Source organism: Martinezella sp. CNPSo 3795 (assembly GCF_057784475.1).
The window spans coordinates 298314-314392 of record NZ_JBXSOQ010000002.1; the positions used below are offsets into that span (position 1 = coordinate 298314).

Sequence of the window (16079 nt, forward strand, 5' to 3'; positions counted from 1 at the left end):
GATCCGACTTTGTAATGACGGCCATATTCCTAGCGGCCATGCGCTCTATCAGACTACACGAAAGAGCATGTGTTGCCCACGGTGCCACCGGACTGACGATCAGGCAAATGTCAGTCAATCCTAACGGCGCTGTTTTCCGTGAGCCAAGTTGCCTCTTGCTGCGGGCATTTGGTCATCCAAGAGGCGCAAAAGCAGGTTCCGTCTTTTCCCGCGCTGGGCGAGATCAATGTCGCTGACAAGCATCGCGCCACCCTCACGTCGCTCAAGGGTGATCTTGCGGCTATGGAAGGCCTCCAGCTCGGCTCTGTGCCCGACGCTGATAATGGTGACCTTCGGCAGTTCGCGGATCACCATCTCCATCATCTTGTCCTGGCTTTTTTCATCGAGCGCTGATGTAGCCTCATCCAGGACGATGATATCGGGATCGTGTAGCAGAAGACGCGCGAATGCGAGCCTCTGTTTCTCGCCGCCCGAGAGCGTCTGGTCCCAAGGCGCATCTTCCTCAATTCTGTCGTTGAGATAGTCAAGCCCGACCTTCTCAAGGGCCGCTTTGATCTCATCCAGCGTCCAGTCCTCGGCCGCTCGCGGATAGGCCACGGACCGGCGAAGTGTGCCCGATGGGATATAGGGTCGCTGGGGCAGCATGAACAATCGGCTACCGGGATGAAAATTGACGCTGCCATGACCCCAAGGCCAAAGACCGGAAATGGCCCGTACGAGCGTGCTTTTTCCCGTGCCGGATTCTCCGGCGACCAACACGCGTTCGCCCGGCTCGATCTCGACCTCTGTTTCCTTGACCACGGAGGTGCCGTCGTCGAGCGTCACGGAAAGATTATTTAGGCACAACATCGCCTTGCCTTCGGTTTCACCGTGCTTGATGCGTCCGAGGGAATCGCTCTTTTCGGCACGCTCCAAGCCGTCGAGTGACGTCATGAGCGAGGCCACGCGATGTGCGGAGGCATTCCAGTCGGCAAGCCGCGGATAGTTGTCCACCAGCCATCCGAACGCACTCTGGACGATGGCGAAGGCAGAGGCAGACTGCATCACTTGACCGAGCGTCATGCTGCCTTCGAGGAATTTCGGTGCGCAAAGCAGGACCGGCACGACGGGCGCGATCAGCATCGACCCCTGCGAGATAAGTGTCGTGCGCATGTATTGATGCGCCAACCGCGCCCATTGCCTCAGCACATTGCCAAAAGTTCGTTCGAGGTCATTACGCTCCTCCTCTTCGCCGCCGAGCAATGCGATGCTCTCGCCGTTTTCGCGCACATGTGTCAGCGTATAGCGAAATTCCGCTTCCACCTGGTTCTTGACCTCGGAAATCTCGACGAAGTGCCGGCCGATGACTGCCATCGAGGTGGACGTGACCACGGCATAGAGAACCGCGGTGACGACAAGAAAGCCGGGAATTGTGATGACTGAACCAGCGATCTGGAACGTCAGGGCTCCGCCGATCGTCCACAGGACGACGATGAAGGTCGATGCCGACAAGAACGCGGAAATGACGCCGGCTAGGAAATCGACCGGGGACTCCGTGGCGATGCGCAAATCCTCGGAGAGACGCGCCTCGGGGTTCTTGTGGCCTTCGCCGCCGATCAGGTTCAGCTGATAATAACGGCCGTTCGCCAGCCAGCGAGCGATGAGCCCGGTCGTCAGCCAGGAGCGCCATCGTCTCTGGATCATCATGCGAATGTAGACTTGTACCGTGACAAGGGCGACACTTCCGAGCACCAGCGGCAGAAACACCGCGCTCAGGACATAAACGGTGTGGGCGTTGCGTTGCTCAATGGCGTCAAAAATCGCGCGGTTCCAGATGTTGATGCCATACTGGAAGCAGACGTTCAGGCCGATCAGCGCAAGTAGTCCGATCGTGCACGGCCACGCGAAGCCATCTCCGCGGCGACTCCAGTAGCCACGCGCGCTGATCCAGAAACGTGCAAGCAAGTACCCTTTGCGTGCCCGTTCGGCCTCCTCGGGCGTCATGTCCGGATCGGATTCAATGTTAGTTGCTGGTGGCTCGACATCAACAGTCGGAGCTTTCTCCCGGCGCGACCTCTCACGCGCAGGCGACTTGGCGCCGTCGACCGATTTCGGATTGGATTTAGCGTCGGTCATAAGCACGACAACGGACTAAAATTCAAAAAGTTTCACAATAGGAATGTCGTTGGTGGTGACGGCCATGTGTCGGGACAATAAGGCAGTCGTCGCGCGAACCCTCGGCATGTAACGGAAGGTTCATGTAAAAGCGTAAGTGGGTTGATTACTGCATCTTATCCCTAGGAACGAAGGTGCACCTCGGTGCGGGAAGAATGCACCCCATGGGCGGACCACGCGCCCTTGCCTTGTATTGGCCGGCGCTATCGCGCGGATGGCAGCGCGCCAATGATGAGACGGTTTCAGGGAACTCGTCCATCGCAAATGGCGTTTCAATGTCAGGAGGAATTCATCATGTGCCCGCAAAAGCCAATCATAGCTTCGCTTTTCGCACCCGCGCTTGGGCTGCCGAATCCGATACAATACTACCCCGAGCAATCGCCTCGTCTTCCCGCTTCAGAAAGTGAAAAGGAAGCGTATGAAGAGGGAGTTAAGGCGGGAAAATGTGAAGCCGAGAATAGAAAGAACCCTTATCCTGACAATAGCGAACTGGCCAAAGCCTACGAGCACGGTTACCTCGATGGTCAAAAGATCCGGTCGTAGCCACACAATGGCGAGCGATGATCTCGCACGTGTTCATTGTGCAGTGTGACGCCTTCCATGGATTGGCAGAGAGCCGTGTCGAACGATGATCGATGCGTCCGATGGGCGGCGACGAAAGCTTCGCATGCCCGGCTTTTCCAATGACTGCCTCTTCCGATAGGGGGAACATAAAGGGCCTCTGCTTGTTGGACCCCACGCGCTTTGATGGCGCGCGACAAGTGGAGATGGATTATGGCAAAGACGGTTGGCGACTTTATCGTGCAGCGCCTCTACGATTGGGGCGTGCGACGCATCTTCGGCTATCCCGGAGATGGCATCAACGGTCTCTTCGGGGCCTTGAACCGGGCCGATGGAAAAATTGAATTCATTCAGGCTCGTCACGAGGAGATGGCCGCGTTCATGGCATCGGCCTATGCCAAATTCTCGGGCGAGCTTGGCGTTTGCGTCGCCACCTCTGGACCGGGTGCCACGCATTTGGTGACCGGGCTCTATGATGCGCGGTTGGATCATCAACCTGTCTTGGCCCTTGTCGGCCAGCAGGCCCGTCGGGCGCTGGGCGGTCACTATCAACAGGAAGTCGATCTCGCATCGCTCTTCAAGGATGTTGCCGGCAACTTCGTCCATCAGGCCTCAGCTCCCGCGCAAGTACGCCATCTGGTCGATCGGGCCGCGCGCATCGCGCTGGCGAACAAGACGGTCACTGCCGTCATCCTGCCGAACGACCTGCAGGAGATGCCCTATGAGACGCCGCCACGCAAGCATGGCTCGGTCATGTCGGGCGTCGGCTATGTGGCACCGAGAACGGTGCCGCACGAGATCGATCTGAAGCGCGCCGCGTCCGTCCTGAATGCCGGAAAGAGGGTCGCGATGCTCGTCGGTGCCGGCGCGTTGGGCGCGAGCGACGAGCTGATCGCGGTCGCGGACCGGCTGGGAGCAGGAGCGGCGAAAGCCTTGCTCGGCAAGGCCGCCCTACCGGATGATCTGGCGTGGGTCACCGGCTCCATCGGCCTTCTGGGTACCGAACCATCCTGGGACCTGATGCGAGACTGCGATACCCTGCTGGTCGTCGGATCCGGTTTTCCTTATTCGGAGTTCCTGCCCGAAGAAGGTGATGCAAAAGGGGTTCAGATCGATATCCGGCCTGACATGCTCTCCTTGCGTTATCCCATGGAGGTCAATCTTGTCGGCGACGCCCGGGAGACCTTGCAGGCATTGCTGCCGCTTCTCAAGCAGAAGCAGGATCTTTCCTGGCGCAAGGAGATCGAGACGAGTGTCGGAAAGTGGTGGCGAACGCTGGAGGCGAGGGCGCACGTGGAGGCCAATCCGGTCAACCCGCAGCGTGTCGTCTGGGAGCTTTCGCCACGCCTGCCTGACGGTGTCATCGTCACGAGTGATTCCGGTTCATGCGCCAATTGGTACGCGCGCGATTTGCGCATGCGCCGCGGCATGATGGCCTCCTTGTCCGGCGGTCTCGCGTCCATGGGGGCGGCGGTGCCCTATGCGATCGCCGCGAAGGTCGCGCATCCGGATCGGCCAATCGTCGCCCTGGTCGGTGATGGCGCCATGCAGATGAACAACATGGCGGAGTTGATCACCGTGACGAAATACTGGCGCGAATGGTCCGATCCGCGCATGGTCGTCTGCGTCTTCAACAACGAGGATCTCAACCAGGTGACTTGGGAGCAACGCGTCATGGAAGGTGATCCAAAATTTAATGCCTCGCAGCGGATCCCCGATGTCCCCTATCATCGCTTCGCCGACATGATTGGCCTTCAGGGAATTTTCGTTGATCGACCCGAGGCGCTTGGCGCCGTCTGGGATGAAGCGCTCGCCGCCGATCGTCCCGTTGTTCTCGAGGTCAAGACAGATCCCGAAGTGCCGCCGATACCGCCGCACCTGACTTTCGAGCAGATGCGCAACCTGACCGCCGTCCTGCTGAAAGGGGATCCGGAAGAAAGCGGTGTGATCAAGGGAACGCTAAGACAGGCGCTGAGTGCCATCCTTCCTAGTCGCGCCAACAGGTGACGACGGGCAAATGTCGGCTGCGCTGCGGGAACCAATGCTGGGAAGGGTGGTTTGGACCGATGTCAATCGACTAAGCCTTGGCTGAATGAAAGAGCATAGCGCGAGACGGCGAAGTGCTCTGGACGCGGCAACAGGCTATAACGTCAGGAGGTGTAAGATGGAAACCTATCATAGGTATCGTAAGAACAATGTGCCGCCAGGCTCCATCGTCATCAAGTTCTACCATTCCGGCGATCAGATTCGAGGATTCCTGCGCAAGGTCATGTCGCCAGGAGAGGATGACACGGTTTTTCCTGGTGAGGAAATGGAGCCAGATGACGCCTTTCGGGCCGCTCGCAACAAGATGTCGAATGAGGTTATGCGGCCCATCTATGTCGAACTGTCGGAAGGCGTGAACTGGAATCCGGCCTGGGGGCGGCTTGAATAAGCATGATGCCGCCGCACGCTCCTCCTTACGGACCTTTTTGCCAGACCAGCCCAAGATATTGGCTGAGCCGCCGCGCGTCGGCCGGCGCCCGCACCTTCACGTCATTATCGAAATAGACATAGACATCGCGACCCCGTCGTGACCGCTTCAATGGCTTCAGGACACGGTTGGCATTATCCGGCTCGCGCCCATGCGCCCAATCGGCGATGCGCTCCGCCCATATGCTCAACGCTTCATCATCGTAGCCGCTGACATAGAGTTCTTCCGAGCCATGCAGGCGGCAATAGATAAAGTCCGCGGTGACATCCATCAGCAACGGCCACTCGACGGTATCGGCGCAAACGAGCCCGATCCGATGCTTCCGCAAGAGTTCAATGAAATCGGCGTCCACGAAGCTCTCGTTGCGGATTTCGAATGCATGCCGGATCGGTCTCCTTTTGTCCGCCATCAACCAATCTCGGCCGTTCAAGCGCTCGTCATGCCGCTTGGCCAAGGAAAGTGCCTCATCCGTGTCCTTTGGCAGCAGGTGGATGAAATTGGAGAACAGTTCTCGATCGAACCGCAGCCGGGGAGGAAACTGCCAAAGTATGGGTCCCAGCTTTGCTCCCAGCCGCAAGAGGCCGGAGGCCATGAAATTGGCAAGCGGCACCTCGATATCGCGAAGCCTTCGTAGATGGGTTATATAGCGTGATCCCTTGACCGCGAAAACGAAGTCGTCTGGAGTGGCCTCCCGCCATCTTGCGAAGGTGTCGGGTGTCTGCAGGCTGTAGAATGTGCCGTTGATTTCAATGGATGGAAATTGCGAGGAGGCGTAGGACAATTCGTGTTTCTGGGTCACGCCCTTCGGATAGAAAACGCCGCGCCAGGGTGCGTACGTCCACCCGGAAATTCCGATGCGGATCGTTCCAGCCTTTACCATGGTTCATACCGCGTCCGGATCACCTTGCCTGTGCAAGAGACGATGTCGTAATTCAATGCCCGTCGATCCCGTCAGGTAACGTTGATGGACGGCAGGAACGACATGACCTCGTTGCGTTGTCTTGGTGCCAAACTCTCGATTTCCCTTTTCCAAAAGGCTTCAGCTTCGAGCGGATCAGCCTCCCAGCTGTTGGTCGACAGGATGTTGTCATCCATTACCAGAAGTCTTTTTCCACCGAGCCTTAGATATTCCTCGGCAAGTTCCTGAGCGCCATTCATCATGATTTGTCTCCTTGATTGGCCCTCCCGCTGCCGGTGATCCACGTCACGGACACCGACAGCCAAGAGGTGTGCGAAATGCGGGAGGCATTTCGGATTTCTACCATTATTATTGCGGGCAGTTCTGGCTGGACGTGCTGTCGCTCGACTGGCTATTGTTTTGCGTATCCGTACCTTGCGTCGTGTTCTTGCCGGTTTTCATGGCATTGCAGTCCTGGGACTGACCGTTGGAATTCGGAGTCCCGTTGGTTCCGGTGGTATTGCTATTGGCGCCTCCATTTCCGTTGGAGGTGCCATTGCTCTGCGAACCGGTGCCGGCGCCGTTACCACTTCCGGAATTGCCTGTTCCGCCGGAACCTGATTGCTGAGCCATGGCTGCCGTGGCCATGCCGATCGAAAGAGCACAGACTGCGATTATTCTCGTCAACATTGGTATTTCCTTTCCTTGGATTTGCCACCTTCCAACTCCAATGGCGGGCAGTTGTTTCCAGATTTTCCGATATTTCCTCGCTGGTAATCAGATCAGGGAATGGCGCGATAATCGGTGGACACCGCTGATCGCCAACGGAGGCAGGCAGCGACGTGAAGGGAGCTTGCCCCTCAGGCGAGCATGCGGACACGGGGCTCGCGGTCCCAATAGCGCTTGGGCGCGGCACTCAGGAAGGAGGCGAGATCCACGACACCGGCGTCGGGTTGAATGCCCGCCTTGTCGAGAAGCGCCTTGGCGGCGGCGTCATGACCGATCGCCTTTAGGTGTCCGAAAGCATCCATCACCCATTGCACGGCTGCCCCTTCGTTGAGGAGCACAGCGGCGCCTTCCTTCGCGAGGATGACGGCAACGGCATCGAAAAGCTGCGAAGGCGAACCAAGGAGCTGCCCATCGGCACGGATCGTATTTCCGTCGGAAAGCTTCGTCTCCCCCACCTTGGGAGCCACGATGAAAGGCCTCGCCTTGGCGTCGTTGAGGGCTCCGACGAGATCGGAGATCGCCTTGGCGTCGCTTCCGTCGGCGATCAATATGCCGATCTGCCGCCCTTCGAGCGTCTCCTTCATGTTCTTATGGATGGAAAGAGCGGGGGAGGGGGCGAGATCGATCGGTTCACGCGCCGGCAAATTCCTGGTCGGGTTGACGAGCCCGAGGCCCGCGGCGACCCTGTTGGCAAGCCCCGCATCGACATTCATGAGGTTGCCGACCATGCGGGGCGGCACGTGCTGAAGCTGAACCTTCGACAATTCGAAGACGAAGGCCGATGCGATGTGAGCCTGTTCCGACGGTGTCTGGGATTTCCAGAAAAGACGAGCCTGACTGTAATGGTCGGCAAAGAGCTCACCGCGCACGCGCAGCTTGTCGCCCTGCTCTTCCTTCCCGGCTTGATGCTCATAGGTGCGGAAGCCCGTCACCGGACATTCGCGCGGACCGCCGATTTCGCCGTTGTCGCCAAGGCTATTCGGTTCGTAGTTCGCGCGGCCCTTCGGCACTTGCATCTGCATCTGCCCGTCGCGCTGGAAGTTCATGACGGGGCATTTGGGCGCATTGATCGGCAGTTGATGGAAGTTCGCGGTTCCAAGGCGGGACTTCTGCGTGTCGAGATAGCTGAAGAGCCGGCCCTGCAGCAGGGGATCGTTGGTGAAATCGACGCCTGGGACGATGTTTGCCGGGCAGAACGCCACTTGCTCGGTTTCCGCGAAGAAATTGTCCGGATTGCGATCGAGAATCAGCCGTCCGACGATCTTTACCGGCAGTACCTCTTCCGGGATAATCTTCGTGGCATCGAGGACGTCGTATGGAAGGTTTTCGGCAAAGGCGTCGTCGAAGAGCTGCAGGCCCAGTTCCCATTCCGGAAAATGCCCGGCCGCGATCGCCTCGAAGAGGTCGCGGCGATGGTAGTCATTGTCAGCCGCCTGCAGCTTCAATGCCTCGTCCCAGACAAGCGATTGAATGCCGAGCTTCGGTTTCCAGTGGAATTTCACGAATGTGGATTTACCGGCATCGTTGACGAAGCGAAACGTGTGGACGCCGAAGCCTTGCATCATGCGCGGCGAGCGCGGAATAGCTCGATCGGACATCGCCCACATCAGCATATGCGTGGATTCCGGCATCAGCGACGCCCAGTCCCAGAACGTATCATGGGCGGTAGCCGCCTGCGGATACGCGCGGTCGGCCTCCATCTTCACGGCATGCACAAGATCGGGGAATTTCATCGCATCCTGAATGAAGAAGACGGGGATGTTGTTGCCGACAAGGTCCCAATTACCCTGCTTGGTATAGAATTTCACGGCGAAGCCGCGCACGTCACGCGGCGTATCCACCGAGCCGGCACCGCCGGCAACGGTCGAAAAGCGGACGAAGACCGGCGTCTTTTCACCCTTGCGCTGAAACAGATCGGCGCTGGTCACATCGGACAGCGATTCATAGAGCTCGAAGAAGCCGTGTGCGGCCGAACCTCGTGCATGCACGATCCGTTCAGGGATGCGCTCATGGTCGAAATGGAAGATCTTTTCACGCAGGACGAAATCTTCAAGCAGCGTCGGGCCACGGACCCCGGACTTCAGGCTGTTCTGATTGTCCGACACCCGGATACCCTGATTGGTGGTCAGATACTCCGCGTCGCCATGGGGGCCGCTTTCGGGAATATGCTGGTGCGTCTCCCCGCCTTCGCCGCGCGATGTTTCGAAGCTCGTGTCCTTCGCCATGATATCCTCTTTTTTGCCGTTGGAACCGCTGACCGAACCTTGTTCGACGGGCAATGTTCCGATTGGCCGGAGATGGCGGCTGGTGACCTCAAAGTTCGATCAGCGCGATGCCGAGATCCTCTTGATGCCGACGCTGCAATTCCGCCGGTGTTTCCACGATGGTCGCTTCCAAGGTCGGATGCACGATACCGTCGAGAAAGTGGCCGCCGCGCGTGGAGCCATCCTTCAGACCGAGGACGGCATGAAGATGGAGGCTCGCCTTGCCATCGTCGCCTGTCGCGATATCGCCGATCAGGCTCAGCACCTCGCATTGCTCGGTAATCGGGATCTTGCGGTAGCTTCGCTCGCTAAAATCGAACCAGCCGACAGTCGCGCGTTCAAACGCGCCTATCGCGGTGATCGAAGCCGCCTTCAGGTCCTGATCCGTGGCGAAGCGGGCGAGCGTGGAGAATGCTTCCTCATTCGCATCGAGCACGACGACGTAGGTCTTGAGGCCGTTCTGCAGGTCAACTTTCTTGAAATTCATCGCGCTCGTCTCCCTTTCAATCCTGTGCCGGCTGGCCGTTGGAAGCCGACACGCCACCATCGACAGCGATGTTGGCGCCGGTCACGAAACTTGCATCGTCGCTTGCCAGAAAGGCGATGACGGCCGCGACCTCGTCCGGCTCGCAGACACGACCAAGTGGAATGCGTTCCTTGAACTTGGCAACGAGGGCTTCATCCTTGAGCATGTCCTCCGTCATGCCAGTGCGCGTGAGGCTCGGGCATACGGAATTGACGCGAACTCCCTTTCGGCCGAGATCGAGCGCCAGCGCGCGGGTCAGATTGACGATGGCGCCCTTGGCGGCGTTGTAGGGGCTCATACCCCAATCGCCGCCGGTGCCGGAGACGGAGGCAGTGTTGATGATCGACCCCTTGGTCTTTTCAAGATGCGGTATGGCCGCACGACAACCGAAAAACACGCCGTCCAGATCGGTCGCCATGACATCACGCCATTGCTCGTTGGAAATGTCGGCGGGCTCGCCACCCTCGTGAATGCCAGCATTGTTGACGATGACGTCAAGGCGACCGAACCGTTCCACCACCGCCGCTACCATCGCGGCGACCGCCGACGATGCCGATACATCCACCAACTGCTTAAGGCTGCGTTCGGCTGGCAAATCCGCGACGACTTTTTCCAGCGCATCCTCGCGGCGGTCGACGAGAGCGACATTGGCGCCTTCCTTGGAAAAGCGCCGTGCCGTCGCCTCTCCAATTCCCGATGCAGCACCTGTTACGATGACGACCTTTTCTTCGAAGCGATGCATCGGGCTGACCTTTCAAAATCGGCGAAACGGGATCTATCGAAACGTAGCTTTCGATAGGAACCAGGACCGGACTTGAATGTTCCCCGATGCACCCGGCGGATAGTGTGCCATGGATGGAACCGAAAGCGAGGTGAATGGTTTGGAATGACAACGCAATCATCACCGGAAGCAAAGTCATGACACATCCACGACCACCATTTCCGCCGCAGCAACAGCCCATGCCCGGCTATACCGCCGACATGCATCCGGCACCCGATCATGGAGAGGTGACCTATCACGGATCAGGAAAGCTTGCCGGCAAAAGGGCTGTCATCACCGGCGGGGACAGCGGCATTGGCCGCGCCGTCGCGATCGCCTTTGCCCGCGAGGGCGCGGATGTTTTGATCGCCTATCTGAGCGAAGACGACGATGCTCACGAAACCAAGAAATGGGTCGAGGAGGCCGGCCGCAAGGCGGTGTTGATGGCCGGCGATATTCAGGATCCTAGACATTGTCGAGATATCATCGACAAGGCCGTCGCCGAACTGGGAGGGATCGATATTCTTGTCAACAATGCCGCGCATCAGGCGAGCTTTCAAGATATCGGCGATATCAGTGACGAGGAATGGGAATTGACCTTCAAGGTCAATATCCATGCCATGTTCTATCTGACCAAGGCGGCCGTACCACACATGAAGCCGGGCAGCGCCATCATCAATACGGCGTCCATCAACTCGGACACTCCAAACCCCACATTGCTTGCCTATGCCACCACCAAAGGGGCCATCCAGAATTTTACCGCGGGGCTGGCGCAATTGCTCGCGGAAAAAGGCATTCGCGCCAATGCCGTGGCGCCAGGACCTATTTGGACGCCATTGATCCCTTCGACGATGACGTCGGAAGCAGTCGAGAGTTTCGGAAAGCAAGTGCCGATGAAGCGACCGGGTCAGCCGGCTGAACTGGCAACGGCCTATGTCATGCTTGCCGATCCACTCTCCAGCTATGTTTCCGGCACGACCGTCGCGGTTACTGGGGGCAAGCCTCTCCTTTGAGTTCGGTGCATCTGCGCGACACGGAGCTGTGCCGCGCTCCTCAGATCGAAATCATGTGCTTATGTCCGCGAACGGCGCTCATTCTCGGAACATTCCGGGCTGGAGTTGGTTTGGCCATGACAACGAATGCAGCAAAGACGGCCAAGATAAATCGTCCAAAGCTTCTGGCAAGGCAATGACAGGAGGAGATGATGAACAGCAGACCACCACCGGTTCCCGAGGAAAATCGAAGCGATAAAGGTGTGGGTGACCACGCCAAGCCATCGATATCCGACCCCCATAAGCCTGACATGACGGTCGATCCCGACAAGAAGGGTCAGCAGGGAAACAGCCGGATCAATACCAGTCACCAGGGGCATCAACAGGATCGATAGAGAGGTGTCAATGTCCACGTCGACGAAAACACCGGCCAGTATTCGCCAAGGCGGCCCGGGAGCATCCCATGAAAATGCCAAGGCGCCCTTGAACATTCCAAAGCCGCCGGCCGAGCCCGATAAGCGGGACCGCAGCAAGGTTTCCGGCGGCGGCGGCGAACGAGATCGCCATCATGGCCACGATCCCAGCCGGAAAGGTGGCCACTCCGCAAGCTGAGGCCGAATTCCGCTCGTGTCGAGAAGCCGAGCGGAAGGCCCGATGCAGTCCATAAGACCCCAATTGTTCGCCTGGAACAAAGCAAGTCGATAAATGTTTGGGTGCTCTCAGGAATATTGGAGACACCGATATGGTCGCACAGGACCTTCGCGCTGCACACCCTCTTCCGCCCCGCCCCCTTCACTCGCTCCTCATTCCGATCCCGATGGTTTGCTTCCTTGGCACATTGGCAACGGACCTGGCCTATTGGGGAACCGCCGAAATGATGTGGGCGGATGCTTCCGCGTGGCTGCTCGCGGTTGGCTTGCTGTTCGGCTTGCTTGCTATAATTGCCATGATAATTGATGCACTCGGCAGGCGCCTTTCCTTGATGCGCGGACCAGTCTGGCTTTATTCGATCTGCGGCGTTCTTATCCTCGTCTTGTCCTTCTTTAACGCGCTCGTGCATAGCCGGGATGCATGGACTTCCGTCGTTCCGACCGGGCTTATTCTTTCATCCGTGGTGGTCGTTCTCGTCCTTTTGAGCGGCTGGATAAGGCGGGTATTGATTTTCCGCAGAGATCCGGGAGCCGAGAGATGAAGATCGGTGTAGGTAAATTGACCGCGCCATCCCCCTTTGCCGCGCTTATCTGCGGCACGATCCTTATCCTGTCTGGCTGCGGTCAGAACGAAGAGGATCCGAAGGATCAGGTCGGACCAAATCCGACATTGCCGGCCCAGACACAATATCTCATCCCACCAATGCATGTCGCGAAGGTGATCGGCTGGCAAAACGGTGACAAGCCGAAGGTTGCGGAAGGGTTGCAGATAAAGGCGTTCGCGACAGGACTGAAGCACCCGCGTTCGGTTTACGTGCTGCCGAATGGCGATGTTCTTGCCGTGGAATCCGTCGCGCCGCCCGCGGCATCGATCAAGCGTCCCAAGGACTTGATCATGGGCTGGATCGAGTCGATGGCGACATCCGCCGGCAGCAATGAAGGAAGCAACCGTATAACCTTGCTGCGTGACGCCGATGGGGATGGGGTTGCGGAAACGAAGAGCGTTTTTCTCGATCATCTCGCCTCCCCTTTCGGTGTCGCTCTTGTCGGTAGCGACCTGTATGTCGCGGAGACGGACAAGATCATGCGTTATCCATACAAGACGGGAGAGACGAGCATCCCCGATCCGGGAACGAAACTTACCGATTTGCCCGGCGGACCCATCGATCACCATTGGACCAAGAGCCTTGTGGCGAGCCCCGATGGGACGCTGCTTTATGTCGGTGTCGGCTCGAACAGCAATATCACGGAAAACGGCATACAGGCTGAAATGGACCGCGCCTCCATCTGGGAGGTCGACAGGGGAACGGGGCGCCATCGCATCTTCGCGGATGGGTTGAGAAATCCGAATGGTCTTTCCTGGGAACCGCAAACGCACGCCCTCTGGGCAGTCGTCAACGAGCGCGACGAACTGGGACCCAATCTCGTGCCGGACTACATGACTTCGGTGAAGGAGGGCGGCTTCTATGGTTGGCCGTACAGCTATTTTGGCAAGAACATCGATCCCAGGGTCATGCCGCAAAGACCAGACCTTGTGGCGAAGGCAATCGTTCCGGATTACGCGCTGAGTTCGCACGTGGCGCCCCTTGGGATGGTCTTCTATACCGGTACCAGTTTGCCGGAAGCGTATCGCGGCGGTGCCTTCGTCGGCGAGCACGGGAGTTGGAATCGACACCAATTCAACGGCTACAAGGTGGTCTTCGTCCCATTCGCGGACGGTCGGCCAAAAGGCCTTCCGCAAGACGTCGTGACCGGCTTCTTGAATGGCGACAACGAGGCGAGGGGCCGGCCGGTAGGGTTGGCGGTCGACAAGCCTGGCGCCTTGCTAATCGCCGATGACGTCGGCAATACGGTTTGGCGCGTTAGCTCGGCAGCGCCGTAACCTTTACCGATGCTGTCGAAAAAGCGGTGCTTGGCCCGCGTTTCGTGGCATGCCGGCGGATCGAAAGGCGCCTTGAAGCGCCAGCATAGTCGCGGTCATCATGGCAAAGCCGCCCTGAACGAAATCAACTTGCATGCATTATGATGTGTTCATCCGATTTCATGTCGGATCTGGCTGACCTAATCAGCCGCCATCGCGCTTCATTCTTTTGCGCATGGCTTTGCGATGTCTGCTGATGGCCTGCGCTTTTTCCCGAATACGCCGTTGGGATGGTTTTTCGTAGGCTCGTCGCTCCTTCATTTCCCGGAATAAGCCTTCGCGCTGCATCTTTCGTTTCAGAACTCGGATTGCTTGTTCGATATTGTTGTCTCTTACCAGGACCTGCATTTTGTTCTCCTCACTATTGGTGATGAATGGCGGCCGTCAGCCGAGTTGCTCGGCTATCAGCTTCTGAAGCTCCTCGCGGGTGAGCAAACAGGGATAGGGTTTCCAGTTTTTGTCGGGGAGCTGGTTGATGGGTTGATCGCATCCGCGCGGCTTCACCGCCGCGAGCGCGTCGATTGCGTTTGATTTTTTCAATAAAATCTCCTGCGCCGGCCACTAAGCCAGCGCTCATGTCAATGGATGATGGAAGCGCCCGTCACGTCATCGGACGGAGGGCAAGGAACGGACCGCATGATGGGTCGGGCGATTAAGGCCTGGACCAGCCATTGCAATGCAACGGGCGAGCGGAACCGCATATCTCAAGCCAATAAATGGGTATCGAATTCCGATGTTGCAAGGGGGCAACATCTTCCCAACGTCTAGGGCATGTGGAGCCCGCGTATCACACATCGGGGGGAATATGGGAATCGACACCGATCGTTTTCAGATTGTTGCGAACCTTGATGACACCGGGCGTAGACAGCCCAAGCGCTTCCGCCTGTTCGGCAGCCGCCTGCGTTTCGACACTGCCTTCCAATGTTACGATACCGTCATCGGCATGAACCTCGATGCTGTCCGCATCGATTTCCTTGCTTTCGATGAACCGTTCGGTAATCGCCGCTTCCAGTTCATCGTTATCGATACGGCTGGATGGCAATGGCCCAATCGTGTGGGTCGTGTCTTCCTCAAGCCCGTTCGTGTCCGCGTTATCTCCAATCAGGCCAGAGGGGGTATCTTCGTCAAAGTTCGCTGGAGTGGTGCCATATTCTCGATTTTCCGGTTCGGTCGAACCTAACGCGCTTTCGTCGGAATATGGCCAGCCTTCGCGGGCATCGCGATCTTGATAGTCGCGATAATCTTCTTCTCGCGACAGCGATTTCTTCTTTCGAAACTGTGTCATAGCCAATCTCCTTCCCTTCAGCTCAAGAAACACGCTAAGCTCCGATTTGCTTCTCGGACGCCCATCCGGCTCCGCCGATCTGTTAGTGGTGCTTGAAATATTGCACCTCGCGCTCGTGCTTTTCGGCCGCCTCGCGGGTCTTGAACGTCCCGAGATTCTTGCGCTTGTGTGTCTTCGGATCGAGCTTGCGTGAGTAGAGACGATATTCACCGGATTTCAGTTTGCGGATCATGACGGTTTCTCCTTTGCTATGGATATAACCCCCGTCGGCAGCCCTGGTTCCGATCGTACCAAACCGCGATAAAGCCCAGCCGAAGGGAAAGAACGGTTTTTCCTTCGTCTGTATCAAGGAAGAAATCATTCCGCGCGCCGTTCGCCGGCGCTTTCTCTCTCCGCCAAAATAAGCGAAGATCTTTTGCCCGGCATCGCCTCCGGGACTGCCGTGAACTGTCTACCAGCCGTAGCTGAAGGTAGCGCCACTGCCATTATCCCCATCCTGCACCACATCGGTTTCAGTATTTCGTCCGTACTGGAAAATGCCATAGGCATTGTTGTTGCCGTTCTGCCGCAAGGTTGCGGAATGACCATTGCCCTGCTGCTGGATGAAGCCGAGATTGCCTCGGCCGGCCTGGGCAATGCCAGCCGCGTTACCCCGGCCCAGCTGCCGGATGTCGGCGTCTTTCAGGCCGCGGTACAGCGAATAGACGCGCAGTCCGGTCGAGAAAAGGTCCGCATCCTCGGCATTATCAGGCACAAGGTTGAACGAGATCCGGCCGCCGGCATAGGCTGGCGCGGACAAGGCGACCTGTCCCAGGCTCCCGGCAAGAAGAGTGATGGTAAGGATTTTAAACACGCTGCGGGTCATC

General features: G+C 58.0%; 20 protein-coding genes. 8 read left to right on the forward strand and 12 right to left on the reverse strand.

The window, feature by feature from the left end; translation table 11 throughout:
* Nucleotides 1-120 precede the first annotated feature (120 nt).
* Complete coding sequence (locus tag AC13QY_RS06265; protein ID WP_488492941.1) at nt 121-2115, reverse strand: ABC transporter ATP-binding protein/permease; 1995 nt, start codon at nt 2113-2115, stop codon at nt 121-123.
* A 333-nt stretch (nt 2116-2448) separates the two neighbouring features.
* On the opposite strand from AC13QY_RS06265, the gene AC13QY_RS06270 reads away from it, so the two are divergent.
* The 3 genes from AC13QY_RS06270 to AC13QY_RS06280 all read left to right on the forward strand — a co-directional run bounded on the left by AC13QY_RS06270 (nt 2449) and on the right by AC13QY_RS06280 (nt 5149).
* On the forward strand, nt 2449-2697 hold the full coding sequence (locus AC13QY_RS06270; protein ID WP_113331860.1) for a hypothetical protein: 249 nt from the start codon (nt 2449-2451) through the stop codon (nt 2695-2697).
* A gap of 231 nt (nt 2698-2928) precedes the next feature.
* Nucleotides 2929-4722 carry a thiamine pyrophosphate-requiring protein gene (locus AC13QY_RS06275; protein ID WP_488492942.1) on the forward strand — a complete coding sequence of 598 codons (1794 nt, stop codon included), beginning with the start codon at nt 2929-2931 and terminating at the stop codon, nt 4720-4722.
* Nucleotides 4723-4879: 157 nt separating this feature from the next.
* Nucleotides 4880-5149: a hypothetical protein gene (locus AC13QY_RS06280; RefSeq protein ID WP_069614031.1), complete on the forward strand. Its 270-nt coding sequence runs from the start codon at nt 4880-4882 to the stop codon at nt 5147-5149.
* A 25-nt stretch (nt 5150-5174) separates the two neighbouring features.
* On the opposite strand, the gene AC13QY_RS06285 is transcribed toward AC13QY_RS06280, so the two are convergent.
* From AC13QY_RS06285 to budC, 6 genes are all read right to left on the reverse strand, one after another.
* Nucleotides 5175-6068, reverse strand: coding sequence for a DUF72 domain-containing protein (locus AC13QY_RS06285; protein WP_488492943.1), 894 nt, complete (start codon nt 6066-6068; stop codon nt 5175-5177).
* Between the two features lie 71 nt (nt 6069-6139).
* Nucleotides 6140-6349 carry a hypothetical protein gene (locus tag AC13QY_RS06290; protein ID WP_113331686.1) on the reverse strand — a complete coding sequence of 70 codons (210 nt, stop codon included), beginning with the start codon at nt 6347-6349 and terminating at the stop codon, nt 6140-6142.
* A 106-nt stretch (nt 6350-6455) separates the two neighbouring features.
* Nucleotides 6456-6776, reverse strand: a complete 321-nt coding sequence (locus AC13QY_RS06295) for a hypothetical protein (RefSeq protein ID WP_183809955.1) — start codon at nt 6774-6776, stop codon at nt 6456-6458.
* Nucleotides 6777-6946: 170 nt separating this feature from the next.
* Nucleotides 6947-9040: a catalase gene (locus tag AC13QY_RS06300; RefSeq protein ID WP_488492944.1), complete on the reverse strand. Its 2094-nt coding sequence runs from the start codon at nt 9038-9040 to the stop codon at nt 6947-6949.
* An 88-nt stretch (nt 9041-9128) separates the two neighbouring features.
* Complete coding sequence (locus AC13QY_RS06305) at nt 9129-9566, reverse strand: PPC domain-containing DNA-binding protein (protein WP_488492945.1); 438 nt, start codon at nt 9564-9566, stop codon at nt 9129-9131.
* A gap of 16 nt (nt 9567-9582) precedes the next feature.
* Complete coding sequence (budC, locus tag AC13QY_RS06310) at nt 9583-10347, reverse strand: meso-2,3-butanediol dehydrogenase (protein WP_488492946.1); 765 nt, start codon at nt 10345-10347, stop codon at nt 9583-9585.
* Nucleotides 10348-10523: 176 nt separating this feature from the next.
* Between budC and AC13QY_RS06315 the strand changes: the two genes are divergently transcribed.
* From AC13QY_RS06315 to AC13QY_RS06335, 5 genes are all read left to right on the forward strand, one after another.
* Entirely contained in the window at nt 10524-11378 is an 855-nt protein-coding gene (locus AC13QY_RS06315) for an SDR family oxidoreductase (RefSeq protein ID WP_488492947.1), read from the forward strand.
* 191 nt (nt 11379-11569) lie between these two features.
* Nucleotides 11570-11752 (forward strand): hypothetical protein, encoded by a 183-nt coding sequence (locus AC13QY_RS06320; RefSeq protein WP_083258237.1) that lies wholly within the window; start codon nt 11570-11572, stop codon nt 11750-11752.
* A 10-nt stretch (nt 11753-11762) separates the two neighbouring features.
* A complete protein-coding gene (locus AC13QY_RS06325) occupies nt 11763-11969 on the forward strand; it encodes a hypothetical protein (protein ID WP_113353448.1) in 207 nt (68 codons plus the stop codon).
* Between the two features lie 130 nt (nt 11970-12099).
* Nucleotides 12100-12549, forward strand: a complete 450-nt coding sequence (locus tag AC13QY_RS06330; RefSeq protein WP_113353447.1) for a DUF2231 domain-containing protein — start codon at nt 12100-12102, stop codon at nt 12547-12549.
* Nucleotides 12546-13889, forward strand: coding sequence for a PQQ-dependent sugar dehydrogenase (locus AC13QY_RS06335; RefSeq protein WP_488492948.1), 1344 nt, complete (start codon nt 12546-12548; stop codon nt 13887-13889). Before AC13QY_RS06330 ends, AC13QY_RS06335 begins: the two co-directional genes overlap by 4 nt.
* A 183-nt stretch (nt 13890-14072) precedes the next feature.
* Here AC13QY_RS06335 and rpsU read toward each other — a convergent pair whose 3' ends face one another.
* The 5 genes from rpsU to AC13QY_RS06360 all read right to left on the reverse strand — a co-directional run bounded on the left by rpsU (nt 14073) and on the right by AC13QY_RS06360 (nt 16078).
* A complete protein-coding gene (gene rpsU, locus AC13QY_RS06340) occupies nt 14073-14276 on the reverse strand; it encodes a 30S ribosomal protein S21 (protein ID WP_095438691.1) in 204 nt (67 codons plus the stop codon).
* Between the two features lie 36 nt (nt 14277-14312).
* Nucleotides 14313-14468: a hypothetical protein gene (locus AC13QY_RS06345; protein WP_176728033.1), complete on the reverse strand. Its 156-nt coding sequence runs from the start codon at nt 14466-14468 to the stop codon at nt 14313-14315.
* Between the two features lie 247 nt (nt 14469-14715).
* Complete coding sequence (locus tag AC13QY_RS06350; protein ID WP_488492949.1) at nt 14716-15213, reverse strand: BON domain-containing protein; 498 nt, start codon at nt 15211-15213, stop codon at nt 14716-14718.
* Between the two features lie 82 nt (nt 15214-15295).
* The gene (locus AC13QY_RS06355) at nt 15296-15445 is read right to left on the reverse strand and encodes a hypothetical protein (RefSeq protein ID WP_095438695.1); all 150 of its coding nucleotides are present in this window, start codon (nt 15443-15445) and stop codon (nt 15296-15298) included.
* A gap of 219 nt (nt 15446-15664) precedes the next feature.
* Nucleotides 15665-16078 carry a curlin gene (locus AC13QY_RS06360; RefSeq protein ID WP_162746356.1) on the reverse strand — a complete coding sequence of 138 codons (414 nt, stop codon included), beginning with the start codon at nt 16076-16078 and terminating at the stop codon, nt 15665-15667.
* Nucleotide 16079 lies beyond the last annotated feature (1 nt).